This window comes from Pseudomonas sp. A34-9, assembly GCF_029543085.1.
In the GTDB taxonomy this organism is placed as follows: domain Bacteria; phylum Pseudomonadota; class Gammaproteobacteria; order Pseudomonadales; family Pseudomonadaceae; genus Aquipseudomonas.
This window is the reverse complement of record NZ_CP119967.1, coordinates 4,095,205-4,116,312: the sequence shown is the minus strand read 5'-3', so window position 1 is coordinate 4,116,312 and position 21,108 is coordinate 4,095,205. Positions and strand designations below refer to the sequence as shown.

Here is a 21,108-nt window from a genome sequence, read left to right as displayed (position 1 = left end):
GCCGACCACTTGGGTATGAGGTGAAGCTATGTTAAACCGCGAGCTCGAAGTCACCCTCAATCTAGCCTTCAAGGAGGCTCGTTCGAAACGTCATGAATTCATGACCGTCGAACACCTTTTGCTGGCCCTATTGGACAATGAGGCTGCCGCCACCGTTTTGCGTGCCTGCGGCGCAAACCTCGACAAACTCAAGCATGACCTGCAGGAGTTCATCGACTCCACCACGCCATTGATCCCCGTTCATGACGAAGATCGCGAAACCCAGCCAACCCTGGGCTTCCAGCGTGTACTGCAACGTGCTGTTTTCCACGTACAGAGCTCGGGCAAACGCGAGGTAACCGGCGCCAACGTGCTGGTTGCAATCTTCAGTGAGCAAGAGAGTCAGGCCGTGTTCCTGCTCAAGCAGCAGAGCGTGGCGCGCATTGATGTCGTCAACTACATCGCTCACGGCATTTCCAAAGTGCCGGGGCATGGCGATCACTCTGAAGGTGAACAAGATATGCAGGACGACGAGGGCGGTGAGTCTTCTTCTTCAGGCAATCCTCTGGATGCTTATGCCAGCAACCTCAACGAACTCGCGCGCCAGGGTCGTATCGATCCGCTGGTCGGTCGTGAATCGGAAGTCGAACGTGTCGCGCAGATTCTCGCGCGTCGGCGCAAAAACAATCCGCTGCTGGTCGGTGAAGCAGGCGTGGGTAAAACCGCGATTGCCGAAGGTCTGGCCAAGCGCATTGTCGACAACCAGGTTCCGGATCTGCTGGCCGGTAGCGTGGTTTATTCGCTGGATCTCGGTGCTCTGCTCGCGGGCACCAAGTATCGTGGTGATTTCGAGAAGCGCTTCAAAGCGCTGCTCAATGAATTGAAAAAACGTCCGCAAGCCATTCTGTTCATCGACGAGATCCACACCATTATTGGCGCGGGCGCTGCGTCGGGCGGGGTCATGGACGCTTCGAATCTGCTCAAGCCGCTGCTGTCGTCTGGCGACATTCGCTGCATCGGTTCGACCACGTTCCAGGAGTTTCGCGGCATCTTCGAGAAGGATCGTGCCTTGGCGCGTCGCTTCCAGAAGGTCGATGTCGTCGAGCCATCGGTGGAAGACACCATTGGTATCCTGCGCGGCCTGAAAGGGCGTTTCGAACAGCACCACAACATCGAATACAGCGACGAAGCGCTGCGTGCCGCTGCTGAACTGGCATCGCGCTATATCAATGACCGGCATATGCCGGACAAAGCCATTGATGTTATCGACGAGGCGGGCGCCTATCAGCGCCTGCAACCGGTCGAGAAGCGCGCCAAGCGCATCGAAGTGCCGCACGTCGAAGACATCGTCGCGAAAATCGCGCGGATTCCGCCCAAGCACGTCACCAGCTCCGACAAGGAGCTGCTGCGTAACCTTGAGCGAGACCTGAAGCTGACAGTGTTTGGTCAGGACGCGGCGATCGATTCGTTGTCGACCGCGATCAAGCTGTCTCGCGCCGGCCTCAAGTCGCCTGACAAGCCAGTCGGTTCGTTCCTGTTCGCAGGCCCGACCGGTGTCGGTAAAACCGAGGCTGCGCGGCAACTGGCCAAGGCGTTGGGGATCGAGCTGGTTCGCTTCGACATGTCCGAGTACATGGAACGTCACACCGTATCGCGTCTGATCGGTGCGCCTCCGGGCTACGTCGGTTTCGATCAGGGCGGTCTGTTGACCGAAGCGATCACCAAACAGCCGCACTGCGTATTGCTCCTCGATGAAATCGAGAAGGCGCATCCGGAAGTCTTCAACCTGCTGCTGCAGGTAATGGACCACGGCACGCTGACCGACAACAACGGGCGCAAGGCGGACTTCCGCAACGTGATTGTGATCATGACCACCAACGCCGGTGCTGAAACGGCCGCGCGGGCTTCGATCGGTTTCACCCATCAGGACCACTCGTCTGATGCGATGGAAGTGATCAAGAAGAGCTTCACGCCGGAGTTCCGTAACCGTCTGGACACCATTATCCAGTTTGGTCGCCTCAGCCATGAGGTCATCAAAAGTGTGGTGGACAAGTTCCTTACCGAGCTTCAGGCGCAGTTGGAAGACAAGCGTGTGTTGCTTGAGGTGACCGACGCGGCACGCAGTTGGCTGGCGGCGGGTGGTTATGACTCGGCGATGGGTGCGCGTCCGATGGCGCGTCTGATCCAGGACAAGATCAAGCGTCCGTTGGCGGAGGAGATTCTGTTTGGCGAACTGGCCGAGCATGGCGGTGTGGTTCACATCGACATCAAGGATGGTGAGTTGACGTTTGACTTCGAAACTACTGCAGAAATGGCCTGACGGCCTTAGATCAAGAGGGCGCCTTCGGGCGCCTTTTTGTTGTCTGGGGTTTTTGGGTGAATATCCGTTGCTGCGGTGATGGCTGATTAGGGTTCCGCCCTTACGGCGGGTCACTTTTTCCAGACGCCGAAAAAGTAACCAAAAAGGCTTGCTCCTACGTGCGGCCCGCTCGCTGGGGCTCGGGGTTCCTTCGCTCCGGGATCGATCTGGGCGCAGCGCCTACGGTTTGCTTCGCTGCACCTCCTCCCGCTGTGTTTGGCTTCGCCAAACGGTCGCTGCGCTCCCACGCCCGGATCAATCCCTCCGCTCAGCCTTCCGACGTCGCCCGTGGATCAAGATCAAGAGCTGCAGCCGAGCTAACGCTCATCCTGTTGAGTGGTGAAGAGCACAGCGCGGTCGCCTGTGGTTTTGTGGTGGATTTGCCCCTCACCCCAGCCCTCTCCCGAGGGAGAGGGGGCCGATTTTCGGGCGTTTCAAAACCTGAGTTCACCGCGGTATCACACGTCGGCATACCTCCCCCAAACACCACGGTCAGTCCCCTCTCCCTCCGGGAGAGGGCTAGGGTGAGGGGCTTCTGATCTGGCTTTTGATCTTGCTTTGGCTTTTGATTTTTTGCCCCTTCGGCAGGCCGAGCGAAGGTGTTCATCCGGGGGTAGGCGCGCAGCGCCGTGCGGCGAAGCCGCATTCATCGAGAGGAGGTGCAGCGAAGCAAACCGTAGGCGATGCCCCCGGATGGACACCGTAGCGAGGGAACACTGAGCCTCAGCGAAGTGCCGTACGCCAGGGGTGAACGGGACAACCACATAGGTAACAGTTAAGTTCAGGCACATGGGTAACACCTGATCACTTATTTTTGATTACTTTGAGCGTCAGATAACCATCCTTAGCGTCTCGTTCATCAACACGTCCCAGTAGAACAGGCCCAAAGATGATGTCCCAAACACCCTCGCTGATGCTCTCCAATCCGACTATCTGATGTTTCAGGACATAGCCCACATAGATTCTGAGCCTTCCTTTGTTCACTACGCCGTTGGAGTCCGTTCGGTATGCCTCAACATGGCTGGGGTATTTCATCTCCGGCAACTTTCTCGGAAATACCCGTGAAGAGCTGATGTAGCAAGAGGCCGGGGTTTTCTGCCCCAATGCCTCATGAAAACGCTCATGATTATAGTGCTGCATGAACAGATCAAAATGCTTCTGCTGAGCTCCCCACTCAATTTCCGGCGGTCTTGGCAATGTACTTTTAAGCGTGCGGTGCATGCGTTCATGCCGTCCGTTTTGCTCAGGTCGCCCAGGTTGAGTCCGCTCATGAATGATGCCTAGACGAGCCCACCAAATGGATAATTGTGATAACCCCGCACGCCCGCCGCTGGCAAAAGGGACACCGTTATCAGTGCGGATCCGCTCAGGCATCCCATACGTCTTAAATAACCGTTCGAAGGTGGCTTTGGCGTCCTTGAAAGTCGTGCTCGGCATACTTTCACAAGCCAGTAAAAATCGACTGGCGTGATCCATTACCGTCAACGGGTAACACCAGACACCGTCTCCTGTCAGGTATTGGCCTTTGTAATCAGCGCTCCAGAGCTGATTAGGAAGGTCGGCTTTCTGGAGTGGTTTTGGATAGACAGCGACACGCTGACGCAACCGTCGAGACACCACTAGCCCCGCTTTTTTAAGCACGTTGTAGATCGTGGTTTTGGAGGGCGGCGGCTGATCTGGAAACCGCTCTTGCAGGGCTGTCTGGATCTTTTTCGGGCCCGGCGTGGTTTGACCTTGGCGCCGCAGCTCAAGAATGGCTTCTTTGACCGCAAACGGCACAGCCTGTGCTTGAGAATGACGCTTGCGACTGCACTCCGCCAAGCCATTGATGCTGTCCGCGTTGTAGCGGGCCACCCACTTGTAGCCAGTCTTGCGACTGATGCTGTGAGCCGCACAGAGTTGACTGAAGTTGAGCCGACCGGACAGATAGTCGGCGATGAACATCACTTTAAGGTCCATAGGTTTCAGCTCTCGCCACGGCATGGTCAGATCCTCGGAATCGACCAGTGCCAGTTAAAAACTGTTACCTATGTGCTTGAACTGTTTTGTTACCTATGTGGGTGAGTCATACCGGGGCAAAGCCTTTTGCTTACTTTTCGGCGTTTGGAAAAGTGAGTCGCTGTAAGAGCGAAACCACCAGCGGCAGCACCCGAGAAAACGGATATGCCCCCAAAACCCCAAAACCCCAAAACGCAGACAAACAAAAACGCCCGGCATAAACCGGGCGTTCTGTATTGACTTGATTAACGAGCGCGGTAAGTGATGCGCCCTTTGCTCAAGTCATAGGGCGTCAGCTCGACGCGCACTTTGTCACCGGTAAGAATACGAATGTAGTTCTTGCGCATCTTGCCGGAAATATGCGCGGTTACGACGTGCCCATTTTCCAACTCCACACGAAACATGGTGTTGGGCAGGGTGTCGACGACAGTGCCTTCCATTTCGAAGCTGTCTTCTTTCGACATGCAGTAAAGCCCTCGGTATCCAATGAATGGCCCGGTGCAACTGCGCCAGGCAAAAGCGGCGTGCATTGTGCCCGAAAAATGGGGTTTACGCCAAGGGGTTTAGGGCGTGGGTTTAGTTGAGGATGACCCAGCGCTGATTAATCAGCAATTCGATGGGTCGATATTGCGTCTTGTAGTTCATCTTTTTGCAGTTCTTGATCCAGTAACCGAGGTACACCGCCTCAAGCCCGAGGCGCTGGCTCTCGCCGATTTGCCAGAGGATGGCAAATCGGCCAAGGCTGCGGCGCTCTTCAGCGGGTTCGTAAAAGGTGTAGACCGCCGACAAACCGTTCGGCAGCAAATCGGTCACCGAAACGGCCAGCAACCGTCCGTCGAGTCGAAACTCGTAAAAGCGTGAGAAGGGCAGGTCGCGTACCAGAAACGTCGAGAATTGATCACGGCTCGGCGGATACATATCGCCGTCGGCGTGACGCTGTTCGATGTAGCGCTGGTACAGATCGAAATATTCTTCGCTGAATTGCGGTTTGGCCGGGCGTACCTGCAAATCCGTGTTGCGCTTGAAAATCCGCTTCTGCTGGCGATTGGGCATGAACTGCGCCACCGGGATTCGCGCAGGCACGCACGCATTGCAGTTCTGGCAATGTGGCCGGTACAAATGGTCGCCGCTGCGACGAAAGCCCATTTCCGACAGGTCTGCGTAGACATGCACATCCATGGGCTGACTCGGATCGAGAAACAGGGTCGTGGCCTGCTCCTCGGGCAGATAACTGCAAGAGTGAGGCTGAGTGGCATAGAACTTCAGACGCGCCAACTCGGTCATGATCAACCCTCGGGATAAGCTGGTGAATTAAGTGTAAGCCACGCGCGCAAAAGTCGCTCAGCAAACCCAGGTGGCACGATTGGGTTGATCCAGGTGGCGACCCAGATAGTCGGCAAATTCGTGGCGGGGAATGGCCCGGGCACCGAGGCTGTGCAGATGATCGGTCGGCATCTGGCAATCGATCAGCACGAATCCCGAGTCTTTCAGGTGGCGCACCAGGGTGGCAAAGCCGAATTTGGAGGCGTTGTCGGCGCGGCTGAACATCGATTCGCCGAAAAACAGTTGGCCCATTGCCAGGCCGTACAGGCCGCCGACCAGTTCGCCTTGATCCCAGACCTCCACAGAATGCGCGAAGCCGCGACGATGCAGTTCAACGTAGGCGTCCTGCATGGCCTCGGTGATCCAGGTGCCGTCGGCGTAGTCCCGTGGTGCCGCGCAGGCGCGGATCACGGCGTCGAAGTCTTGATCGAAGGTCACTCGATAGCGTTCCTGGCGCAGCAGTTTGCCGAGGCTGCGCGAAACATGCAGTTCGTCGGGAAACAACACCGTGCGCGGATCCGGCGACCACCAGAGAATCGGCTGGCCCTCGGAAAACCACGGGAAGCAGCCATGGCGATACGCTTGAATCAGCCGATCGGCCGACAGATCGCCACCGGCGGCAAGCAATCCGTTAGGGTCGCGCATGGCCTTTTCCAGCGGCGGAAAAGTCAGGGAATTACGTTGTAACCAAGTCAGCATGGCATCCAGGCTTGCAGAAGGGGAGGGCGGTGCGGGCTGTCTGGCCCGCGATAAAGTTTGCCGTTAAATGACAGGAATGTCGTCCAGATACTTCTCGGCGTCGAGCGCGGCCATGCAGCCGGCGCCTGCCGATGTGACCGCCTGACGGTAAACGTGGTCGGCCACGTCGCCGGCGGCAAACACCCCGGGAATCTCGGTGGAAGTAGCATTGCCGTCGCGACCGCCCTTGACCTGCAAATAGCCGTCGCGCATCGACAGCTGGCCTTGAAACAGGTCGGTGTTGGGTTTGTGGCCAATGGCGATGAATACCCCGGCCAGTGCCAGTTCGCGGGTTTCGCCGGTATGGCTGTCGCGCAATCGCGCACCGGTGACGCCGCTGGCATCGCCGAGTACTTCGTCGAGATGCTGGTTCCAGTGCAGGCGTACGTTGCCGTTCGCGGCTTTCTCGAACAGTTTGTCCTGAAGGATTTTCTCCGAACGCAGCTTGTCGCGGCGGTGGATCAGGTGCACCTCCTTGGCAATGTTCGACAGGTACAGCGCTTCCTCGACGGCGGTATTGCCGCCGCCGACTACCGCCACCACCTGATTGCGATAGAAAAAACCATCACAGGTCGCGCAGGCGGAAACACCTTTGCCGGCGAAGGCCTCTTCCGAGGGCAGTCCCAGGTATTGCGCCGAGGCCCCGGTAGCAATGATCAGGGCGTCGCAGGTGTAAGTGCCGCTGTCGCCAACGAGCTCGAACGGGCGCTGCTGCAACTTGGCGGTGTGGATGTGGTCGTAAACGATCTCTGTGGCAAAGCGTTCGGCGTGTTTCTGCATGCGCTCCATCAGTACCGGGCCGGTGAGGCCCTCGACGTCGCCGGGCCAATTGTCGACTTCAACGGTGGTGGTGAGCTGGCCACCTGCCTGCAGGCCGGTAATGACCACGGGTTTGAGGTTGGCGCGGGCGGCATACACGGCAGCGCTGTAGCCGGCTGGACCGGAGCCGAGGATGATCAGGCGTGAATGCTTCGCTACGTTCATCAAATACACCTCATAAGCCTTTGTCACAAAAGGTAATGCATGCTCAAATTGAATCGCGGGTTCTGTGTGTTTGACTATCCTCAGTCCTGGGGTTTGAAGCATGGCATCAGACGCACAAACCCGTACAATGCCGGGCTGTTACAGAATATTCGCGGTGCGCTGTGTTTATAAAAAGCGCGACGCAGTGTTAAAAGTAGTCTCAGTTGCGCTCGTTCACTTTTTTACCTGCCTGGATTGGGCAGTTTTTTATCGTCATTCAATAGATGGACGCGCCTCGGGCGCAGGAAAAGAAGCGTTTTGAAGAAATCCACCGAAGCACCAAAAACAGTCGTTCCGCTCTGGCGCCAACAATTGCACTACCGGCTCAAGGAAGGTGCATTGATCGCCATTGGCGCCTTGTGCCTGTTCCTGATGATGGCTTTGCTGACCTACGGCAAGGACGATCCGGGCTGGAGCCACAACAGCAAGATCGACGACGTACAGAATTTCGGCGGCCCGGCGGGCTCATACAGCGCCGACATATTGTTTATGGTGCTGGGTTACTTCGCCTACATCTTCCCGCTGCTGCTGGCGATCAAGGCCTACCAGATCTTCCGCCAGCGCCACGAACCGTGGCAGTGGAGCGGCTGGCTTTTTTCCTGGCGTCTGATCGGTCTGGTGTTTCTGGTGCTGTCCGGCGCGGCGCTGGCGCATCTGCATTTTCATGCGGCGTCGGGTCTACCGGCCGGTGCCGGTGGCGCGTTGGGCGAGAGCCTCGGCAATCTGGCGAAGAACGCGTTGAACATTCAGGGCAGCACCCTGTTGTTCATTGCGCTGTTTCTGTTTGGCCTGACGGTGTTCACCGACCTGTCGTGGTTCAAGGTGATGGACATCACTGGCAAGATCACCCTAGACCTGTTCGAACTGTTCCAGGGCGCCGTCAATCGCTGGTGGTCGGCGCGTACCGAACGCAAGCAACTGGTCGCACAACTGCGTGAAGTCGACGATCGCGTGCATGACGTGGTCGCGCCGACAGTCACCGACAAGCGTGAGCAAGCCAAAGTCAAAGAACGCCTGATCGAACGTGAGCAAGCCCTGAGCAAGCACATGTCCGATCGCGAAAAACAGGTTCCGCCAGTGATTGCCCCGGCGCCGGTCAAGGCCCCGGAGCCAAGCAAACGCGTACAGAAAGAGAAGCAGGTGCCGTTGTTCGTCGACAGCGCCGTGGAAGGCACCTTGCCGCCGATCTCGATTCTCGATCCTGCAGAAAAGAAACAACTCAATTACTCACCGGAATCCCTGGCGGCGGTCGGCCACTTGCTGGAGATCAAGCTCAAGGAATTCGGCGTCGAAGTCACGGTGGATTCGATCCACCCCGGCCCGGTGATTACCCGTTACGAGATCCAGCCTGCCGCCGGCGTAAAAGTCAGCCGCATCGCCAACCTGGCGAAAGACCTTGCACGTTCGCTGGCCGTGACCAGTGTGCGGGTGGTCGAGGTGATTCCGGGCAAAACCACCGTCGGTATCGAGATTCCCAACGAAGACCGGCAGATCGTGCGCTTCTCCGAAGTGCTGTCGACACCTGAATACGACAACTTCAAATCGCCGGTCACCCTGGCGCTGGGTCACGATATTGGCGGTAAACCGGTCATCACTGACCTGGCGAAGATGCCGCACTTGCTGGTGGCCGGTACGACCGGTTCCGGTAAGTCGGTGGGTGTGAACGCGATGATTCTGTCGATTTTGTTCAAGTCCGGCCCGGAAGACGCCAAGCTGATCATGATCGACCCGAAGATGTTGGAACTGTCGATCTACGAAGGCATTCCGCACCTGCTGTGTCCGGTGGTGACTGACATGAAGGACGCCGCCAACGCCTTGCGCTGGAGCGTCGCCGAGATGGAGCGTCGCTACAAGCTGATGGCGAAGATGGGCGTACGAAACCTGTCCGGCTTCAACGCCAAGGTCAAGGAAGCCCAGGACGCCGGCGAGCCGTTGAGCGATCCGCTGTACAAGCGGGAAAGCATCCACGACGAAGCGCCGTTGCTGCAGAAGCTGCCGACCATCGTTGTGGTGGTCGACGAATTCGCCGACATGATGATGATCGTCGGCAAGAAGGTTGAAGAACTGATCGCCCGTATTGCGCAGAAGGCACGGGCGGCCGGTATTCACCTGATCCTCGCGACCCAGCGGCCGTCGGTGGACGTGATCACCGGTCTGATCAAGGCCAACATTCCGACCCGAATGGCGTTCCAGGTGTCGAGCAAGATCGACTCGCGCACCATCATCGACCAAGGCGGCGCCGAACAATTGCTTGGCCACGGTGACATGCTCTACATGCCGCCGGGCACCAGCCTGCCGATCCGGGTTCACGGGGCGTTCGTTTCCGACGATGAAGTACACCGTGTGGTTGAAGCGTGGAAACTGCGTGGCGCACCGGAATACAACGACGACATCCTCAACGGTGTCGAAGAAGCCGGCAGCGGCTTTGAAGGCAGCAGCGGTGGTGGCGACGGCGATGATCCGGAAGCCGACGCGCTGTATGACGAAGCCGTACAGTTCGTACTCGAAAGCCGTCGCGCCTCGATTTCCGCGGTACAACGCAAGCTGAAAATCGGCTACAACCGCGCCGCAAGGATGATCGAAGCCATGGAAATGGCCGGGGTCGTCACCTCGATGAACACCAACGGTTCCCGTGAAGTCCTGGCCCCGGGCCCGGTTCGTGACTGATTGCAAACGCAAGAGGCGGGACAATGATGTGCCGCCGCTCTCCCAACGAGTATTCAAGAGGACTCCCATGCGTCTTATCCGCATGCTGCTGCCAGTACTGGCGCTGACCACGCTCACGGCCCACGCCGATGACAAGGACGTGGCGCGTCTGACCCAATTGCTGGAAACATCCAAAACCCTGAGCGCGAACTTCTCGCAACTGACCCTCGACGGCAGCGGCACGCAGTTGCAGGAAACCACCGGCGACATGACCCTGCAGCGTCCGGGCCTGTTCTACTGGCACACCAATGCGCCGGCCGAGCAGACCATGGTCTCCGATGGCAAGAAAGTCACCCTGTGGGATCCGGACCTGGAACAGGCGACCATCAAGAAGCTCGACGAGCGTCTGACCCAGACCCCGGCGCTGCTGCTGTCCGGTGATGTGTCGAAGATCAGCCAGAGCTTTGATATTTCCGCGAAAGAGGCGGGCGGTGTGATCGACTTCACCCTCAAGCCGAAAACCAAGGACACCCTGTTCGACAACCTGCGTCTGTCGTTCCGCAACGGTCTGCTCAATGACATGCAACTGATCGACAGCGTCGGCCAGCGCACCAATATTCTGTTTACCGGGGTCAAGGCCAACGAGCCAGTACCGGCATCCAAGTTCAAGTTCGACATCCCCAAGGGTGCCGACGTGATCCAGGAATAAACCCAACCCCCTGTGGGAGCGAGCAGGCTCGCTCCCACAGGGACAATGATCTGCTCCAGATCAAATAGAGGTTTCAACGCTACGTGATGGATCTGTTTCGCAGTGCACCGATTGCCCAGCCACTGGCCGCGCGTTTGCGTGCGACCAATCTGGATGAGTACGTCGGTCAGGAGCACGTGCTCGCTCGCGGCAAGCCGCTGCGTGAGGCGCTGGAGCAGGGTGCCCTGCATTCGATGATCTTCTGGGGCCCGCCGGGCGTGGGTAAAACCACCCTGGCGCGGTTGCTCGCGGAAGTCTCTGATGCGCACTTCGAAACGGTCTCGGCGGTGCTCGCCGGGGTCAAGGAGATCCGTCAGGCCGTTGAAATCGCCAAGCAGCAGGCTGGCCAGTACGGCAAGCGCACGATTCTGTTTGTCGACGAAGTGCACCGCTTCAACAAGTCTCAGCAGGACGCATTCCTGCCCTATGTTGAAGACGGCACGCTGATCTTCATCGGCGCCACCACCGAAAACCCTTCGTTCGAACTCAACAACGCTCTGTTGTCGCGTGCCCGCGTTTACGTGTTGAAAAGCCTCGACGAAGCCGCACTGCGTAAACTGGTGCACCGCGCACTCACCGAAGAGCGCGGTCTGGGCAAGCGCAACCTGACCCTCAGCGATGAGGGATTTCAGATGCTGCTATCGGCCGCCGATGGCGATGGCCGGCGTCTGCTCAATTTGCTGGAGAACGCCTCCGATCTGGCCGATGACAACAGCGAGATGGGCATCGATCTGCTGCAGAGCCTGCTCGGCGACACGCGCCGGCGTTTCGACAAGGGCGGCGAAGCGTTCTACGACCAGATCTCCGCGCTGCACAAGTCGGTGCGCGGCTCCAACCCCGACGGTGCGCTGTACTGGTTTGCGCGGATGATCGACGGCGGTTGCGATCCGCTGTACCTGGCCCGGCGCGTGGTGCGCATGGCCAGCGAAGACATCGGCAATGCTGATCCGCGTGCGCTGAGCCTGTGCCTCGCCGCGTGGGAGGTGCAGGAACGCCTCGGCAGCCCGGAAGGCGAGTTGGCCGTGGCGCAAGCCATCACTTATCTGGCCTGCGCGCCGAAAAGCAATGCGGTGTATATGGGCTTCAAAACGGCCCTGCGTGCCGCCGCCGAACACGGTTCGCTGGAAGTGCCGCTGCACCTGCGCAATGCGCCGACCAAACTGATGAAACAATTGGGCTACGGCGACGAATACCGCTACGCCCATGACGAGCCGGACGCTTACGCCGCCGGCGAAGACTATTTCCCGGAAGAGCTTGATCCCATCCCGTTCTACCAACCGGTGCCGCGTGGCCTGGAGTTGAAGATCGGCGAGAAGCTCAACCACCTTGCTCAACTCGACCGTTTAAGCCCTCGGCAGCGGAGAAAATAGTGCTTCCATTGATCATTGCAGTCTCCGTCGGCGGGGTTGCCGGCACGCTGTTGCGCTTCGCCACCGGCAATTGGGTCAACGCCAATTGGCCGCGGCACTTCTATACCGCGACGCTGGCCGTTAATATCGTGGGCTGTCTGTTGATTGGCGTGTTGTACGGCCTGTTTTTGATACGCCCGGAGGTGCCGATCGAGGTGCGCGCCGGGTTGATGGTCGGCTTCCTTGGGGGGCTGACGACTTTTTCATCCTTTTCACTGGATACGGTGCGCCTGCTGGAAAGCGGGCAAGTGCCGCTGGCCCTCGGCTATGCGGCACTCAGCGTATTCGGCGGGCTGCTCGCGACGTGGGCTGGCCTGTCTTTGACCAAACTTTGATAACGAGAAACCGACATGCTCGATTCCAAACTGTTACGTAGCAACCTTCAGGACGTAGCGGACCGCCTGGCTTCCCGTGGCTTTGCCCTGGATACCGCGCGCATCGAAGCGCTGGAAGAACAGCGCAAGACCGTCCAGACCCGCACCGAAGCACTGCAGGCTGAGCGTAACGCGCGTTCCAAATCCATCGGTCAGGCCAAGCAGCGCGGCGAAGACATCGCGCCGTTGATGGCGGACGTCGAGCGCATGGCGGGCGAACTGAGCGCCGGTAAAGTCGAGCTGGACGCGATCCAGACCGAACTGGATTCGATCCTGCTCGGCATCCCGAACCTGCCACACGAATCGGTGCCGGTCGGTAAAGACGAAGACGACAACGTTGAAGTGCGCCGCTGGGGCACGCCGACTGCGTTCGATTTCGAAGTGAAAGACCACGTTGCCCTGGGCGAGAAGTTCGGCTGGCTGGATTTCGAAACCGCCGCCAAACTGTCCGGCGCCCGTTTCGCCCTGCTGCGCGGCCCGATTGCGCGTCTGCACCGCGCACTGGCGCAGTTCATGATCAACCTGCACGTCAACGAGCACGGCTACGAAGAGGCTTACACGCCTTATCTGGTTCAGGCCCCGGCCCTGCAAGGTACCGGTCAACTGCCGAAGTTCGAAGAAGACCTGTTCAAGATCGCCCGCGAAGGCGAAGCCGATCTGTACCTGATCCCGACCGCCGAAGTGTCGCTGACCAACATCGTGGCCGGTGAAATCGTCGATTCGAAACTGCTGCCGATCAAGTTCGTCGCACACACTCCATGCTTCCGCAGCGAGGCCGGTGCGTCGGGCCGCGACACCCGCGGCATGATTCGCCAGCACCAGTTCGACAAGGTTGAAATGGTTCAGATCGTTGAGCCGTCGACCTCGATGGAAGCACTGGAAGGCCTGACCGCCAACGCCGAGAAAGTCCTGCAACTGCTGGGTCTGCCTTACCGCACCCTGGCGCTGTGCACCGGCGACATGGGCTTCAGCGCGGTCAAGACCTACGACCTGGAAGTGTGGATCCCGAGCCAGGACAAGTACCGTGAAATCTCCTCGTGCTCGAACTGCGGCGACTTCCAGGCCCGTCGTATGCAAGCGCGTTTCCGCAACCCGGAAACCGGCAAGCCTGAGCTGGTACACACCTTGAACGGTTCTGGTCTGGCTGTTGGCCGTACGCTGGTTGCCGTGCTGGAAAACTATCAGCAGGCCGACGGTTCGATCCGTGTGCCGGACGTACTGAAGCCGTACATGGGTGGCCTTGAGGTCATCGGCTAAATGAAATATCTGCCGCTGTTTCACAACCTGCGCGGCAGTCGTGTGTTGGTCGTCGGTGGGGGGGAAATTGCCTTGCGCAAATCCCGCCTGCTGGCCGATGCCGGTGCGCTGCTGCGGGTGGTCGCACCTGAAATCGAAACGCAACTGCGTGAACTGGTTACTGCCTCCGGTGGTGAGTGCCTGTTGCGCGGTTACGTCGAGGCGGATCTGGACGGTTGCGGGCTGATCATCGCCGCCACCGACGATGAGACGCTGAACGCACAAGTGTCCACCGATGCTCATCGGCGCTGCGTGCCGGTCAACGTGGTCGACGCGCCTGCCTTGTGCAGCGTGATCTTCCCGGCGATCGTCGATCGCTCGCCGCTGATCATTGCGGTGTCCAGCGGCGGTGATGCGCCGGTCCTGGCGCGGTTGATTCGCGCCAAGATCGAAACCTGGATTCCATCGACTTACGGTCACCTGGCCGGGTTGGCAGCACGCTTCCGCAATCAGGTGAAAGCCCTGTTTCCGGATGTGCAGCAGCGTCGTGGATTTTGGGAAGACGTGTTTCAGGGGCCGATTGCCGATCGGCAATTGGCTGGGCAGGGCGCTGAAGCCGAACGTCTGTTGCAAGCCAAGATTGATGGTGAAGCCATGGTCACCACCGGTGAGGTGTATTTGGTCGGGGCAGGGCCGGGTGATCCGGATCTGCTGACCTTCAAGGCCTTGCGCCTGATGCAGCAAGCCGATGTGGTGCTGTACGACCGCTTGGTCGCGCCGGCGATTCTTGAACTGTGCCGTCGTGATGCCGAGCGCATCTATGTCGGCAAGCGTCGCGCCGATCACGCCGTGCCGCAGGATCAGATCAACCAGCAACTGGTCGATCTGGCCAAGGCCGGCAAGCGCGTGGTGCGTTTGAAGGGCGGCGATCCATTCATCTTCGGCCGTGGCGGCGAAGAGATCGAAGAGCTGGCCGCTCACGGTATCCCGTTTCAGGTTGTGCCGGGTATTACCGCGGCCAGCGGTTGCGCGGCGTATGCCGGGATCCCGCTGACGCATCGTGATTACGCGCAGTCCGTGCGCTTTGTCACCGGGCATTTGAAGGACGGCTCCACCGATCTGCCATGGGCCGACCTCGTCGCGCCGGCGCAGACGCTGGTGTTCTACATGGGCCTGGTCGGCTTGCCGGTCATCTGCGAACAACTGATCCAGCATGGTCGTTCAGCAGATACCCCGGCGGCGTTGATTCAGCAGGGCACCACGGTCAATCAGCGGGTCTTTACCGGCACGCTGGCTGATCTGCCGCGATTGGTGGCGGAGCATGAAGTGCATGCGCCGACATTGGTGATCGTCGGGGAAGTGGTGCAACTGCGCGAGAAACTGGCGTGGTTCGAAGGGGCTCAGGCGCAGGTCTGAGTCAGATCAAAAGATCGCAGCCTTCGGCAGCTCCTACAAAGGAACGCATTCTCCTGTAAGAGCTGCCGAAGGCTGCGATCTTTTGCTTGTGCTGTTAGCCTTTCAACCAAACCCCTTTGCCAGCCAACCGCGCCCGATCATGGGCCACGGTGAAATCCTGCTCCGGCCCCTTCGGCACAACGCCAGTCGGGTTAATGGTCTTGTGACTGCCGTAGTAATGGTTCTTGATGTGCCGCAAATCCACGGTCTCGGCAATCCCCGGCCACTGATACACCTCACGCAGCCAGTTCGACAGATTCGGGTAATCGGCAATCCGCCGCAGGTTGCACTTGAAGTGGCCGTGGTAAACCGCATCGAAACGAATCATCGTGGTGAACAGACGCACGTCCGCCTCGGTCAGGTATTCACCGGTCAAATAGCGATTGGCGCCCAATACACGCTCCAGATGATCCAGTTCGGCAAACACCTCATCGAACGCTTCTTCATAAGCCTGTTGTGACGTCGCAAAGCCTGCGCGATACACGCCGTTGTTCACGGCTGGATAAATGCGCTCGTTCAGCGCATCAATCTCACTGCGTAATGGCGCAGGGTAGAAATCCAGGTCATTGCCGGTCAAACCATCGAATGCGCTGTTGAACATGCGGATGATTTCCGCCGATTCATTGCTGACGATGCGCTTGAGTTTCTTGTCCCACAGCACGGGCACCGTGACGCGGCCCGTGTAATCGGCAGTGTCGGCGGTATAGCGCTGATGCATGAAGTCGAAGCCGTCGAGCGTGTCGCCGGTCGATCCGAGGGTCTTGTCGAAGGTCCAGCCGTTTTCCAGCATCAACCAACTGACCACCGAAACGTCGATCAGACTTTCCAGGCCTTTGAGCTTGCGCAGGATTAGCGTGCGATGCGCCCATGGACAGGCGAGGGAAACGTAGAGGTGATAGCGCCCGGCTTCAGCGGCAAAACCACCTTCACCGCTGGGACCGGGTTCACCGTTGGCGGTGACCCAGTTGCGGCGCTTGGCCTGCTCGCGCTGGAACGCGCCGTCCTTGCTGCTTTCGTACCACTTGTCCTGCCAGTGGCCATCGACGAGTAAACCCATGATCAAGACTCCATAAACCAATAATCGTTGGAGTCGAGTCTATTCCGATGAGTTCGAACAAAAAGCGCAAAGATCGGGCGTGAATGATCGGTTAAATCGATTTGTTCCGCGCAGCCCAGTAGTGCTCGGCGGTTTCGAAGGCTTGTCCACGGCTTTCACCGAGGCCGCGCAAGGCCAGGGCCATGGTCGCAATCAGGGCCATTTGGGGATAGCTGTCGACCACCTCGCCACGCCACACCGCTTTCAGATGTTCAACGTCCAGAGTTGCCGGTTTGACGTGGCGTTGCGCCGACAATTGCGGCCATTCCTCGTCCCAGCTCTCGCCGCCGGTGGTGCCGTACAAGTGACTGTCGGCATCCGGGTTGATCTCGATTTCGCCGCCGTCACCCTTGACCACAATCGCCGTGTCGCCAAGCAAACCACTGGCATCGCGATGCACGGCCTGATAGCCAGGATGAAAAATGCTTTGCAGCCCGCAACGCGCGCCCAATGGATTGAGAATCCGCGCCAGCGAATGAATCGGCGAGCGCAGGCCAAGGGTGTTACGCAGGTCGATCATCTTCTGCAACTGCGGCGCCCAGTCGACCAACGGCATGAACGCCAGTCCGCCGTTGTCCAGCGCCGTGCCGACCTGCTGCCAGGTGCGGCACAACGGGATGTTCAATTCGCCGAGCAATTGCTCGCTGTACAGGCGCCCGGCCGTGTGTGCGCCGCCGCCGTGCATGAAAATGCGTACACCGTTCTGCGCCAGACACTTGGCTGCCAGCAGATACCAAGGCAGATGGCGCTTCTTGCCGGCATAGGTCGGCCAGTCCAGATCGACATTCAGCTTGGGGGCCTGCAAGCGCTCGCGCAGGGCTTCGGTGAAGCCGGCCATTTCCTCGGCGCTTTCTTCCTTGTGCCGCAGCAACATCAGGAACGCGCCGAGCTGGGTGTCTTCAACCTTGTCGTCGAGCACCATGCCCATGGCTTCGCGGGCCTCGTCGCGGGTCAGGTCGCGGGCGCCGCGCTTGCCCTTGCCGAGGATTCGCACGAATTGAGCGAACGGATGTTCGGCAGGCGTTTCGAGGGTCAGCGCTGGAAGGTCGGTCATAAGCAATTCGTCGGTTTGGGCAGGCCCGCCAGTTTCGCGGCGAGTTTGGCGGGGGTGCCTTTGAACAGTCGGTTCAGGTGCAGGCTGTTGCCTTTGTCCGGACCGAGTTTCAACGCGGTGTACTTGATCAATGGCCGCGTGGCCGGGGACAGCTGGAATTCGGCGTAGAAGCTGCGCAACAGTTCGAGGACTTCCCAGTGTTCGGGCGTCAACGCGATGTCTTCAGCGGCGGCGAGGGCGCTGGCGACATCCGCCGACCAGTCGCTCAGGTCGACGAGAAAACCGTCCTTGTCCAGTTCGATGGCGCGGGCGCCGACGGTCATGGAATTCATAGCCAGCTGTTGACCTTGTCGTGATGGATCGACTGCTCGACGAAGGTCGGGTAATCGATCGCAACGGCCCAGTCCGGAACTTCGATGGCGCGAGCCTGTGCATCTTCGGCCAGCACCAACAATTTGATCTGGCGGTTTTGCAGTGCGGTGAATGGCGCGGTGCCCGGTTGCAGCGCATAGACCGCATCGCCGGACAGCAACACAGCATCAGCGTTGCCGATCAGGCGCAGGCAACTGGTCAGGCGATCGTCGCCAAACGGGGAATGAGACAACACATGCAAAGTCGACATCAGAGGGTGATCACCTGGTCGTAACGGTCAATAAGGGCGGTGATTTGCTCGGCGGCCAGCGGCTGCGCTTCGTCCAGCGACAGAGCGACGAGGCCGCGAGTTTCGGCGCTCTCTGCGCAATAAAACAGTTCTTCTACGCCGAACATCGGCAGCGCCTGCAGGTTGGCGCTGAGGTCTTTCTGTTGCAGGGCCCTGGCGTTTTGCCCGGCGGCGAGTTGCAGTACGCCATCATCCAGAAACAGTAAACCGATCGGCAGATCGAAGGCGCCACCTGCCAGCACGATGTCCAGCGCTTCGCGGGCGCCGGGGCCAGACCACGGTGATTGGCGGCTGACGATCAACAGGGATTTGGCCATCTCACGCACCTCCGAAGCAGATCAAACGGTCGGCGTCTTGCACCGCGTCATGCAACTGACCAAGACCGGACAACTCCCACGGCCCGCTGACAGAGACGGCGTCACGTTGATAGCGTTTGGCTTCTTCAGCGTTCAGCGCACCACGGCGCAGGGCGGCGGCGATACACACCACACCATCCAGATTCTGCTCGGTGATGAAGCTGCGCCAATGCTTGGGCAAATCCAGTTCGTCCTGCGCAGTGACGACCGCATCCGAGGCGTTATAGACGCCGTCCTGATAGAAAAACAGCCGGACAATTTCATGCCCACCGGCCAGCGCAGCCTGCGCAAACAACAGGGCACGGCGCGAGGAGGGCGCATGGGCGGCGGAAAACAGCGCGATGGCGAACTTCATGACAGACTCGATCAGCAAAACTGCGGTCATGATAAAGCATTGCAGGCCGCAAAGGATCGCAGCGCTTATAGGGAAATACGATCTCTGTAGGAGCTGCGGCACGCTGCGATCTGTTGATCTTGATCTTTAAAAGCAAGTCAAAAGATCGCAGCCTCGTTTCACTCGACAGCTCCTACACGGGATTGGGCTCAGGCATCCACTAGCGAGGCATGTAGCCCAGTTGCCAGCGCCGCGGGATTTTCAGGGAGAGCAGCCCGATCATCGCGGCCAGCACACCGCTGACAAACATCGCCTTGAGCCCCAGATGATGTTCCAGCAGCGCGCCCAGAATCGCGCCGATAAACATTCCGCTCCATGGCACCAGTTGCACCCGCCAGCCGCTGCGCCGTTCGCCGAGCATCCAGCGACCCAGCCCTCGTCCGAAGCGCGACAAGGCGCCAGTCACATAAGTCAGTCCGACCGGCAAGCCGTTTACCTCTTCGACCGCTGCATTGAGCATGCCCATCGCAATGATTGCCGCCAGCAGCGCTGGCAGCTGTGTCTCGAATGGCCAGACTGCCGCCGCGCATAGCAGGGTGGCGATACACAGCAGCAGCGGTAACGCCCGGCGTCCGCCGAAACGTGCAACGACCACCCCCAAGGCATTCCCGACGATAAAGGTTGCGACGAGGATCAACAAACGCACGGTCAGTCCGACATCGCCATCGCTGATCGCCACGGCGAGCCGGGTGGTATTGCCACTCATGAACGAGACGAAGTCACCGCTGGCCATAAAGCCGATGGCGTCGGTCATCCCGGCCAGTACCGAGAGGCTGGCCACCAGCGCCAGACCCACTCGTCCGCGCCACTTTTGCGTGTGCAGATGGCCGGGGCTGGCGCGGTGCGTGGAGGCGGATGGCAGCATGAGTGGCGGTCCTTTCGCGACGGTTACGGTTCTATGCCATACAGATCGCAATATTCCAGCCAATCCATCCCGGCCATTTCCGCCACCTCACGATGTACTTCCTCACGCTGCGCCTGGTATTCCTCAGGCGAATCAGTCGTCAGTTTCAGGGTCAACTCCCAGGCGAACAGTCCGAGGCTTTCCGCTTCGGCCTCAAACGCTTCATGCAGGCGCTCTTCGCGATACTGCGCTTGAGTTTCACCCTTGGCCTGGGCCAGCAACGGGTTGAGGTGATCGAGGGATTCGCGCAGTTCGGGACGCGCATCGAGAAACAGTTTCAGGGCGTGTTCATGTCGCTGGTCAGAAGGCGCCATGGGTTTTCCTTGTGAGGCTGATGACCTTAGGGTGCCGCAGCGGCTGGCGTGTGTCGCGCTATAAATGCAGTAAAGCAGAACGATTTCTGCTGCTGCGATGATACAGTCCGCTTTTTTCTGAATGAGCGAATGCAATGCGAATTCTGATGGTAGCGCTGGCGGCGACGCTGCTGGCCGGTTGCGCCGGCTCGGTGATGGACGATGCTCGCACGAAAACCCCGTACAAGGTGTTGACGTCGGACAAGGCTGAAAAAGTCGTGGCGCAGTGTGTGCAGTTTGGTTGGCAGGACGAAGCGGTGTTCGGTGTGGATGCGGCGGCGTATCTGGAGCCGCGTAAATCGGGCGGTACGACGGTGTATACCCGTTCGGCGGAGTCGTTTGTCGACGTGATTACCGGGGCATCGGGTACTACGTTGAATTACTACGCGCAGAAGGATGACTTTGTCGCCAAACGCCGGTTAGCGGCGTTGGCGACTTGCCTCTGATCAGGTGTTGATGTGCCTTCGCGAGCGTGCTCGCGAAGGCGGCAGTACCTTCAAACTACCAGTCGCTTCTGGAAAAAGTGCCGCTTGTGTCCTGGCGGGTAGTCGACGATCTCGCCAAACTGGCTATATCCAAGCTTCTTGTAGAACTCCGGTGCCTGAAAGTCGAACGTGTCGAGCCATGCGCCGATGCAGCCTTTCTCACGCGCCAGCTCCTCGGCCATGTGCATCAGCTTCGATCCAATACCTTGACCCCGGCCAGCTTCAGGCACCGACAGCAAATCGATGAACAACCACTGGCAGACCAACCGGCCGTAGAGTCCGCCCAGAATCTGCTCATTATCGTCACGCACCAGCAGGGTGAGCGGCTCGGATACAGCAATCCCGGCCTTGGCCACGTTATAGGCGTGCAGGGGCGCCAGAATGGCCTGACGTTCTTCTTCTGTTGAGTTTTGCGACAACTCGATACGCAGGTTCATGCAGGACTTCCTTGTAATGTGAACTCGCAGCCTATCCTGCCCGGCGCTCGTCTTCCAAGCCCTCCCTCAAGCCGGTGGAA

At 59.1% G+C, this 21,108-nt stretch carries 22 protein-coding genes; 8 read left to right on the top strand and 14 right to left on the bottom strand.

Features of this window, described 5'->3' with window-relative positions; all coding sequences use genetic code 11:
- Positions 1-28: 28 nt before the first annotated feature.
- Positions 29-2,299 (top strand): ATP-dependent Clp protease ATP-binding subunit ClpA, encoded by a 2,271-nt coding sequence (gene clpA, locus P3G59_RS18320; RefSeq protein ID WP_007920210.1) that lies wholly within the window; start codon positions 29-31, stop codon positions 2,297-2,299.
- Between the two features lie 843 nt (positions 2,300-3,142).
- On the opposite strand, the gene P3G59_RS18315 is transcribed toward clpA, so the two are convergent.
- The 5 genes from P3G59_RS18315 to trxB form a co-directional block, all read right to left on the bottom strand.
- The gene (locus tag P3G59_RS18315) at positions 3,143-4,321 is read right to left on the bottom strand and encodes an IS481 family transposase (RefSeq protein WP_277758418.1); all 1,179 of its coding nucleotides are present in this window, start codon (positions 4,319-4,321) and stop codon (positions 3,143-3,145) included.
- Positions 4,322-4,581: 260 nt separating this feature from the next.
- Complete coding sequence (gene infA / locus P3G59_RS18310) at positions 4,582-4,800, bottom strand: translation initiation factor IF-1 (protein WP_002553999.1); 219 nt, start codon at positions 4,798-4,800, stop codon at positions 4,582-4,584.
- A gap of 112 nt (positions 4,801-4,912) precedes the next feature.
- The gene (locus tag P3G59_RS18305) at positions 4,913-5,620 is read right to left on the bottom strand and encodes an arginyltransferase (RefSeq protein ID WP_277758417.1); all 708 of its coding nucleotides are present in this window, start codon (positions 5,618-5,620) and stop codon (positions 4,913-4,915) included.
- Between the two features lie 57 nt (positions 5,621-5,677).
- On the bottom strand, positions 5,678-6,358 hold the full coding sequence (gene aat / locus P3G59_RS18300) for a leucyl/phenylalanyl-tRNA--protein transferase (RefSeq protein WP_277758416.1): 681 nt from the start codon (positions 6,356-6,358) through the stop codon (positions 5,678-5,680).
- Between the two features lie 63 nt (positions 6,359-6,421).
- Positions 6,422-7,381: a thioredoxin-disulfide reductase gene (gene trxB, locus P3G59_RS18295; protein WP_277758415.1), complete on the bottom strand. Its 960-nt coding sequence runs from the start codon at positions 7,379-7,381 to the stop codon at positions 6,422-6,424.
- 297 nt (positions 7,382-7,678) lie between these two features.
- On the opposite strand from trxB, the gene P3G59_RS18290 reads away from it, so the two are divergent.
- From P3G59_RS18290 to cysG, 6 genes are all read left to right on the top strand, one after another.
- Entirely contained in the window at positions 7,679-10,087 is a 2,409-nt protein-coding gene (locus P3G59_RS18290) for a DNA translocase FtsK (protein WP_277758414.1), read from the top strand.
- 67 nt (positions 10,088-10,154) lie between these two features.
- Complete coding sequence (gene lolA / locus P3G59_RS18285; RefSeq protein ID WP_008087013.1) at positions 10,155-10,775, top strand: outer membrane lipoprotein chaperone LolA; 621 nt, start codon at positions 10,155-10,157, stop codon at positions 10,773-10,775.
- A gap of 86 nt (positions 10,776-10,861) precedes the next feature.
- Complete coding sequence (locus tag P3G59_RS18280; RefSeq protein ID WP_277758413.1) at positions 10,862-12,184, top strand: replication-associated recombination protein A; 1,323 nt, start codon at positions 10,862-10,864, stop codon at positions 12,182-12,184.
- Complete coding sequence (crcB, locus tag P3G59_RS18275) at positions 12,184-12,558, top strand: fluoride efflux transporter CrcB (RefSeq protein ID WP_038369695.1); 375 nt, start codon at positions 12,184-12,186, stop codon at positions 12,556-12,558. Before P3G59_RS18280 ends, crcB begins: the two co-directional genes overlap by 1 nt.
- 15 nt (positions 12,559-12,573) lie before the next feature.
- Positions 12,574-13,854, top strand: coding sequence for a serine--tRNA ligase (serS, locus tag P3G59_RS18270; protein ID WP_007908080.1), 1,281 nt, complete (start codon positions 12,574-12,576; stop codon positions 13,852-13,854).
- The gene (cysG, locus tag P3G59_RS18265) at positions 13,855-15,249 is read left to right on the top strand and encodes a siroheme synthase CysG (protein ID WP_277758412.1); all 1,395 of its coding nucleotides are present in this window, start codon (positions 13,855-13,857) and stop codon (positions 15,247-15,249) included.
- Between the two features lie 94 nt (positions 15,250-15,343).
- On the opposite strand, the gene P3G59_RS18260 is transcribed toward cysG, so the two are convergent.
- The 8 genes from P3G59_RS18260 to P3G59_RS18225 all read right to left on the bottom strand — a co-directional run bounded on the left by P3G59_RS18260 (position 15,344) and on the right by P3G59_RS18225 (position 20,067).
- Positions 15,344-16,345, bottom strand: coding sequence for a glutathione S-transferase family protein (locus tag P3G59_RS18260; RefSeq protein WP_277758411.1), 1,002 nt, complete (start codon positions 16,343-16,345; stop codon positions 15,344-15,346).
- A gap of 91 nt (positions 16,346-16,436) precedes the next feature.
- Entirely contained in the window at positions 16,437-17,438 is a 1,002-nt protein-coding gene (locus P3G59_RS18255; protein ID WP_277758410.1) for a glycosyl transferase family protein, read from the bottom strand.
- Positions 17,435-17,770, bottom strand: a complete 336-nt coding sequence (locus P3G59_RS18250; protein ID WP_277758409.1) for a TusE/DsrC/DsvC family sulfur relay protein — start codon at positions 17,768-17,770, stop codon at positions 17,435-17,437. The genes P3G59_RS18255 and P3G59_RS18250 overlap by 4 nt, the downstream gene beginning before the upstream one ends.
- The gene (gene tusB / locus P3G59_RS18245; protein ID WP_277758408.1) at positions 17,767-18,060 is read right to left on the bottom strand and encodes a sulfurtransferase complex subunit TusB; all 294 of its coding nucleotides are present in this window, start codon (positions 18,058-18,060) and stop codon (positions 17,767-17,769) included. Before tusB ends, P3G59_RS18250 begins: the two co-directional genes overlap by 4 nt.
- A complete protein-coding gene (gene tusC / locus P3G59_RS18240; RefSeq protein WP_277758407.1) occupies positions 18,060-18,416 on the bottom strand; it encodes a sulfurtransferase complex subunit TusC in 357 nt (118 codons plus the stop codon). The genes tusB and tusC overlap by 1 nt, the downstream gene beginning before the upstream one ends.
- Before the next feature lies 1 nt (position 18,417).
- Positions 18,418-18,810 (bottom strand): sulfurtransferase complex subunit TusD, encoded by a 393-nt coding sequence (tusD, locus tag P3G59_RS18235; protein ID WP_277758406.1) that lies wholly within the window; start codon positions 18,808-18,810, stop codon positions 18,418-18,420.
- A gap of 199 nt (positions 18,811-19,009) precedes the next feature.
- Positions 19,010-19,714: a YoaK family protein gene (locus tag P3G59_RS18230; RefSeq protein ID WP_277758405.1), complete on the bottom strand. Its 705-nt coding sequence runs from the start codon at positions 19,712-19,714 to the stop codon at positions 19,010-19,012.
- 23 nt (positions 19,715-19,737) lie between these two features.
- Positions 19,738-20,067, bottom strand: a complete 330-nt coding sequence (locus tag P3G59_RS18225) for a DUF6388 family protein (RefSeq protein WP_277758404.1) — start codon at positions 20,065-20,067, stop codon at positions 19,738-19,740.
- 134 nt (positions 20,068-20,201) lie between these two features.
- Between P3G59_RS18225 and P3G59_RS18220 the strand changes: the two genes are divergently transcribed.
- Positions 20,202-20,552, top strand: coding sequence for a hypothetical protein (locus P3G59_RS18220; protein WP_277758403.1), 351 nt, complete (start codon positions 20,202-20,204; stop codon positions 20,550-20,552).
- Between the two features lie 50 nt (positions 20,553-20,602).
- On the opposite strand, the gene P3G59_RS18215 is transcribed toward P3G59_RS18220, so the two are convergent.
- The gene (locus P3G59_RS18215; RefSeq protein WP_277758402.1) at positions 20,603-21,028 is read right to left on the bottom strand and encodes a GNAT family N-acetyltransferase; all 426 of its coding nucleotides are present in this window, start codon (positions 21,026-21,028) and stop codon (positions 20,603-20,605) included.
- Positions 21,029-21,108 lie beyond the last annotated feature (80 nt).

What these genes read in the sequence shown, in the direction of transcription:
- lolA (WP_008087013.1), top strand. Translation starts at nt 10,155, where the DNA reads ATGCGTCTTATCCGCATGCTGCTGCCAGTACTGGCGCTGACCACGCTC.
- P3G59_RS18260 (WP_277758411.1), bottom strand. Translation starts at nt 16,345, where the DNA reads ATGGGTTTACTCGTCGATGGCCACTGGCAGGACAAGTGGTACGAAAGC.
- P3G59_RS18305 (WP_277758417.1), bottom strand. Translation starts at nt 5,620, where the DNA reads ATGACCGAGTTGGCGCGTCTGAAGTTCTATGCCACTCAGCCTCACTCT.
- trxB (WP_277758415.1), bottom strand. Translation starts at nt 7,381, where the DNA reads ATGAACGTAGCGAAGCATTCACGCCTGATCATCCTCGGCTCCGGTCCA.
- P3G59_RS18230 (WP_277758405.1), bottom strand. Translation starts at nt 19,714, where the DNA reads ATGCTGCCATCCGCCTCCACGCACCGCGCCAGCCCCGGCCATCTGCAC.
- clpA (WP_007920210.1), top strand. Translation starts at nt 29, where the DNA reads ATGTTAAACCGCGAGCTCGAAGTCACCCTCAATCTAGCCTTCAAGGAG.
- P3G59_RS18280 (WP_277758413.1), top strand. Translation starts at nt 10,862, where the DNA reads ATGGATCTGTTTCGCAGTGCACCGATTGCCCAGCCACTGGCCGCGCGT.
- P3G59_RS18215 (WP_277758402.1), bottom strand. Translation starts at nt 21,028, where the DNA reads ATGAACCTGCGTATCGAGTTGTCGCAAAACTCAACAGAAGAAGAACGT.
- serS (WP_007908080.1), top strand. Translation starts at nt 12,574, where the DNA reads ATGCTCGATTCCAAACTGTTACGTAGCAACCTTCAGGACGTAGCGGAC.
- P3G59_RS18250 (WP_277758409.1), bottom strand. Translation starts at nt 17,770, where the DNA reads ATGAATTCCATGACCGTCGGCGCCCGCGCCATCGAACTGGACAAGGAC.
- P3G59_RS18220 (WP_277758403.1), top strand. Translation starts at nt 20,202, where the DNA reads ATGCGAATTCTGATGGTAGCGCTGGCGGCGACGCTGCTGGCCGGTTGC.
- tusC (WP_277758407.1), bottom strand. Translation starts at nt 18,416, where the DNA reads ATGGCCAAATCCCTGTTGATCGTCAGCCGCCAATCACCGTGGTCTGGC.
- P3G59_RS18255 (WP_277758410.1), bottom strand. Translation starts at nt 17,438, where the DNA reads ATGACCGACCTTCCAGCGCTGACCCTCGAAACGCCTGCCGAACATCCG.
- tusD (WP_277758406.1), bottom strand. Translation starts at nt 18,810, where the DNA reads ATGAAGTTCGCCATCGCGCTGTTTTCCGCCGCCCATGCGCCCTCCTCG.
- aat (WP_277758416.1), bottom strand. Translation starts at nt 6,358, where the DNA reads ATGCTGACTTGGTTACAACGTAATTCCCTGACTTTTCCGCCGCTGGAA.
- infA (WP_002553999.1), bottom strand. Translation starts at nt 4,800, where the DNA reads ATGTCGAAAGAAGACAGCTTCGAAATGGAAGGCACTGTCGTCGACACC.
- cysG (WP_277758412.1), top strand. Translation starts at nt 13,855, where the DNA reads ATGAAATATCTGCCGCTGTTTCACAACCTGCGCGGCAGTCGTGTGTTG.
- P3G59_RS18225 (WP_277758404.1), bottom strand. Translation starts at nt 20,067, where the DNA reads ATGGCGCCTTCTGACCAGCGACATGAACACGCCCTGAAACTGTTTCTC.
- P3G59_RS18315 (WP_277758418.1), bottom strand. Translation starts at nt 4,321, where the DNA reads ATGCCGTGGCGAGAGCTGAAACCTATGGACCTTAAAGTGATGTTCATC.
- tusB (WP_277758408.1), bottom strand. Translation starts at nt 18,060, where the DNA reads ATGTCGACTTTGCATGTGTTGTCTCATTCCCCGTTTGGCGACGATCGC.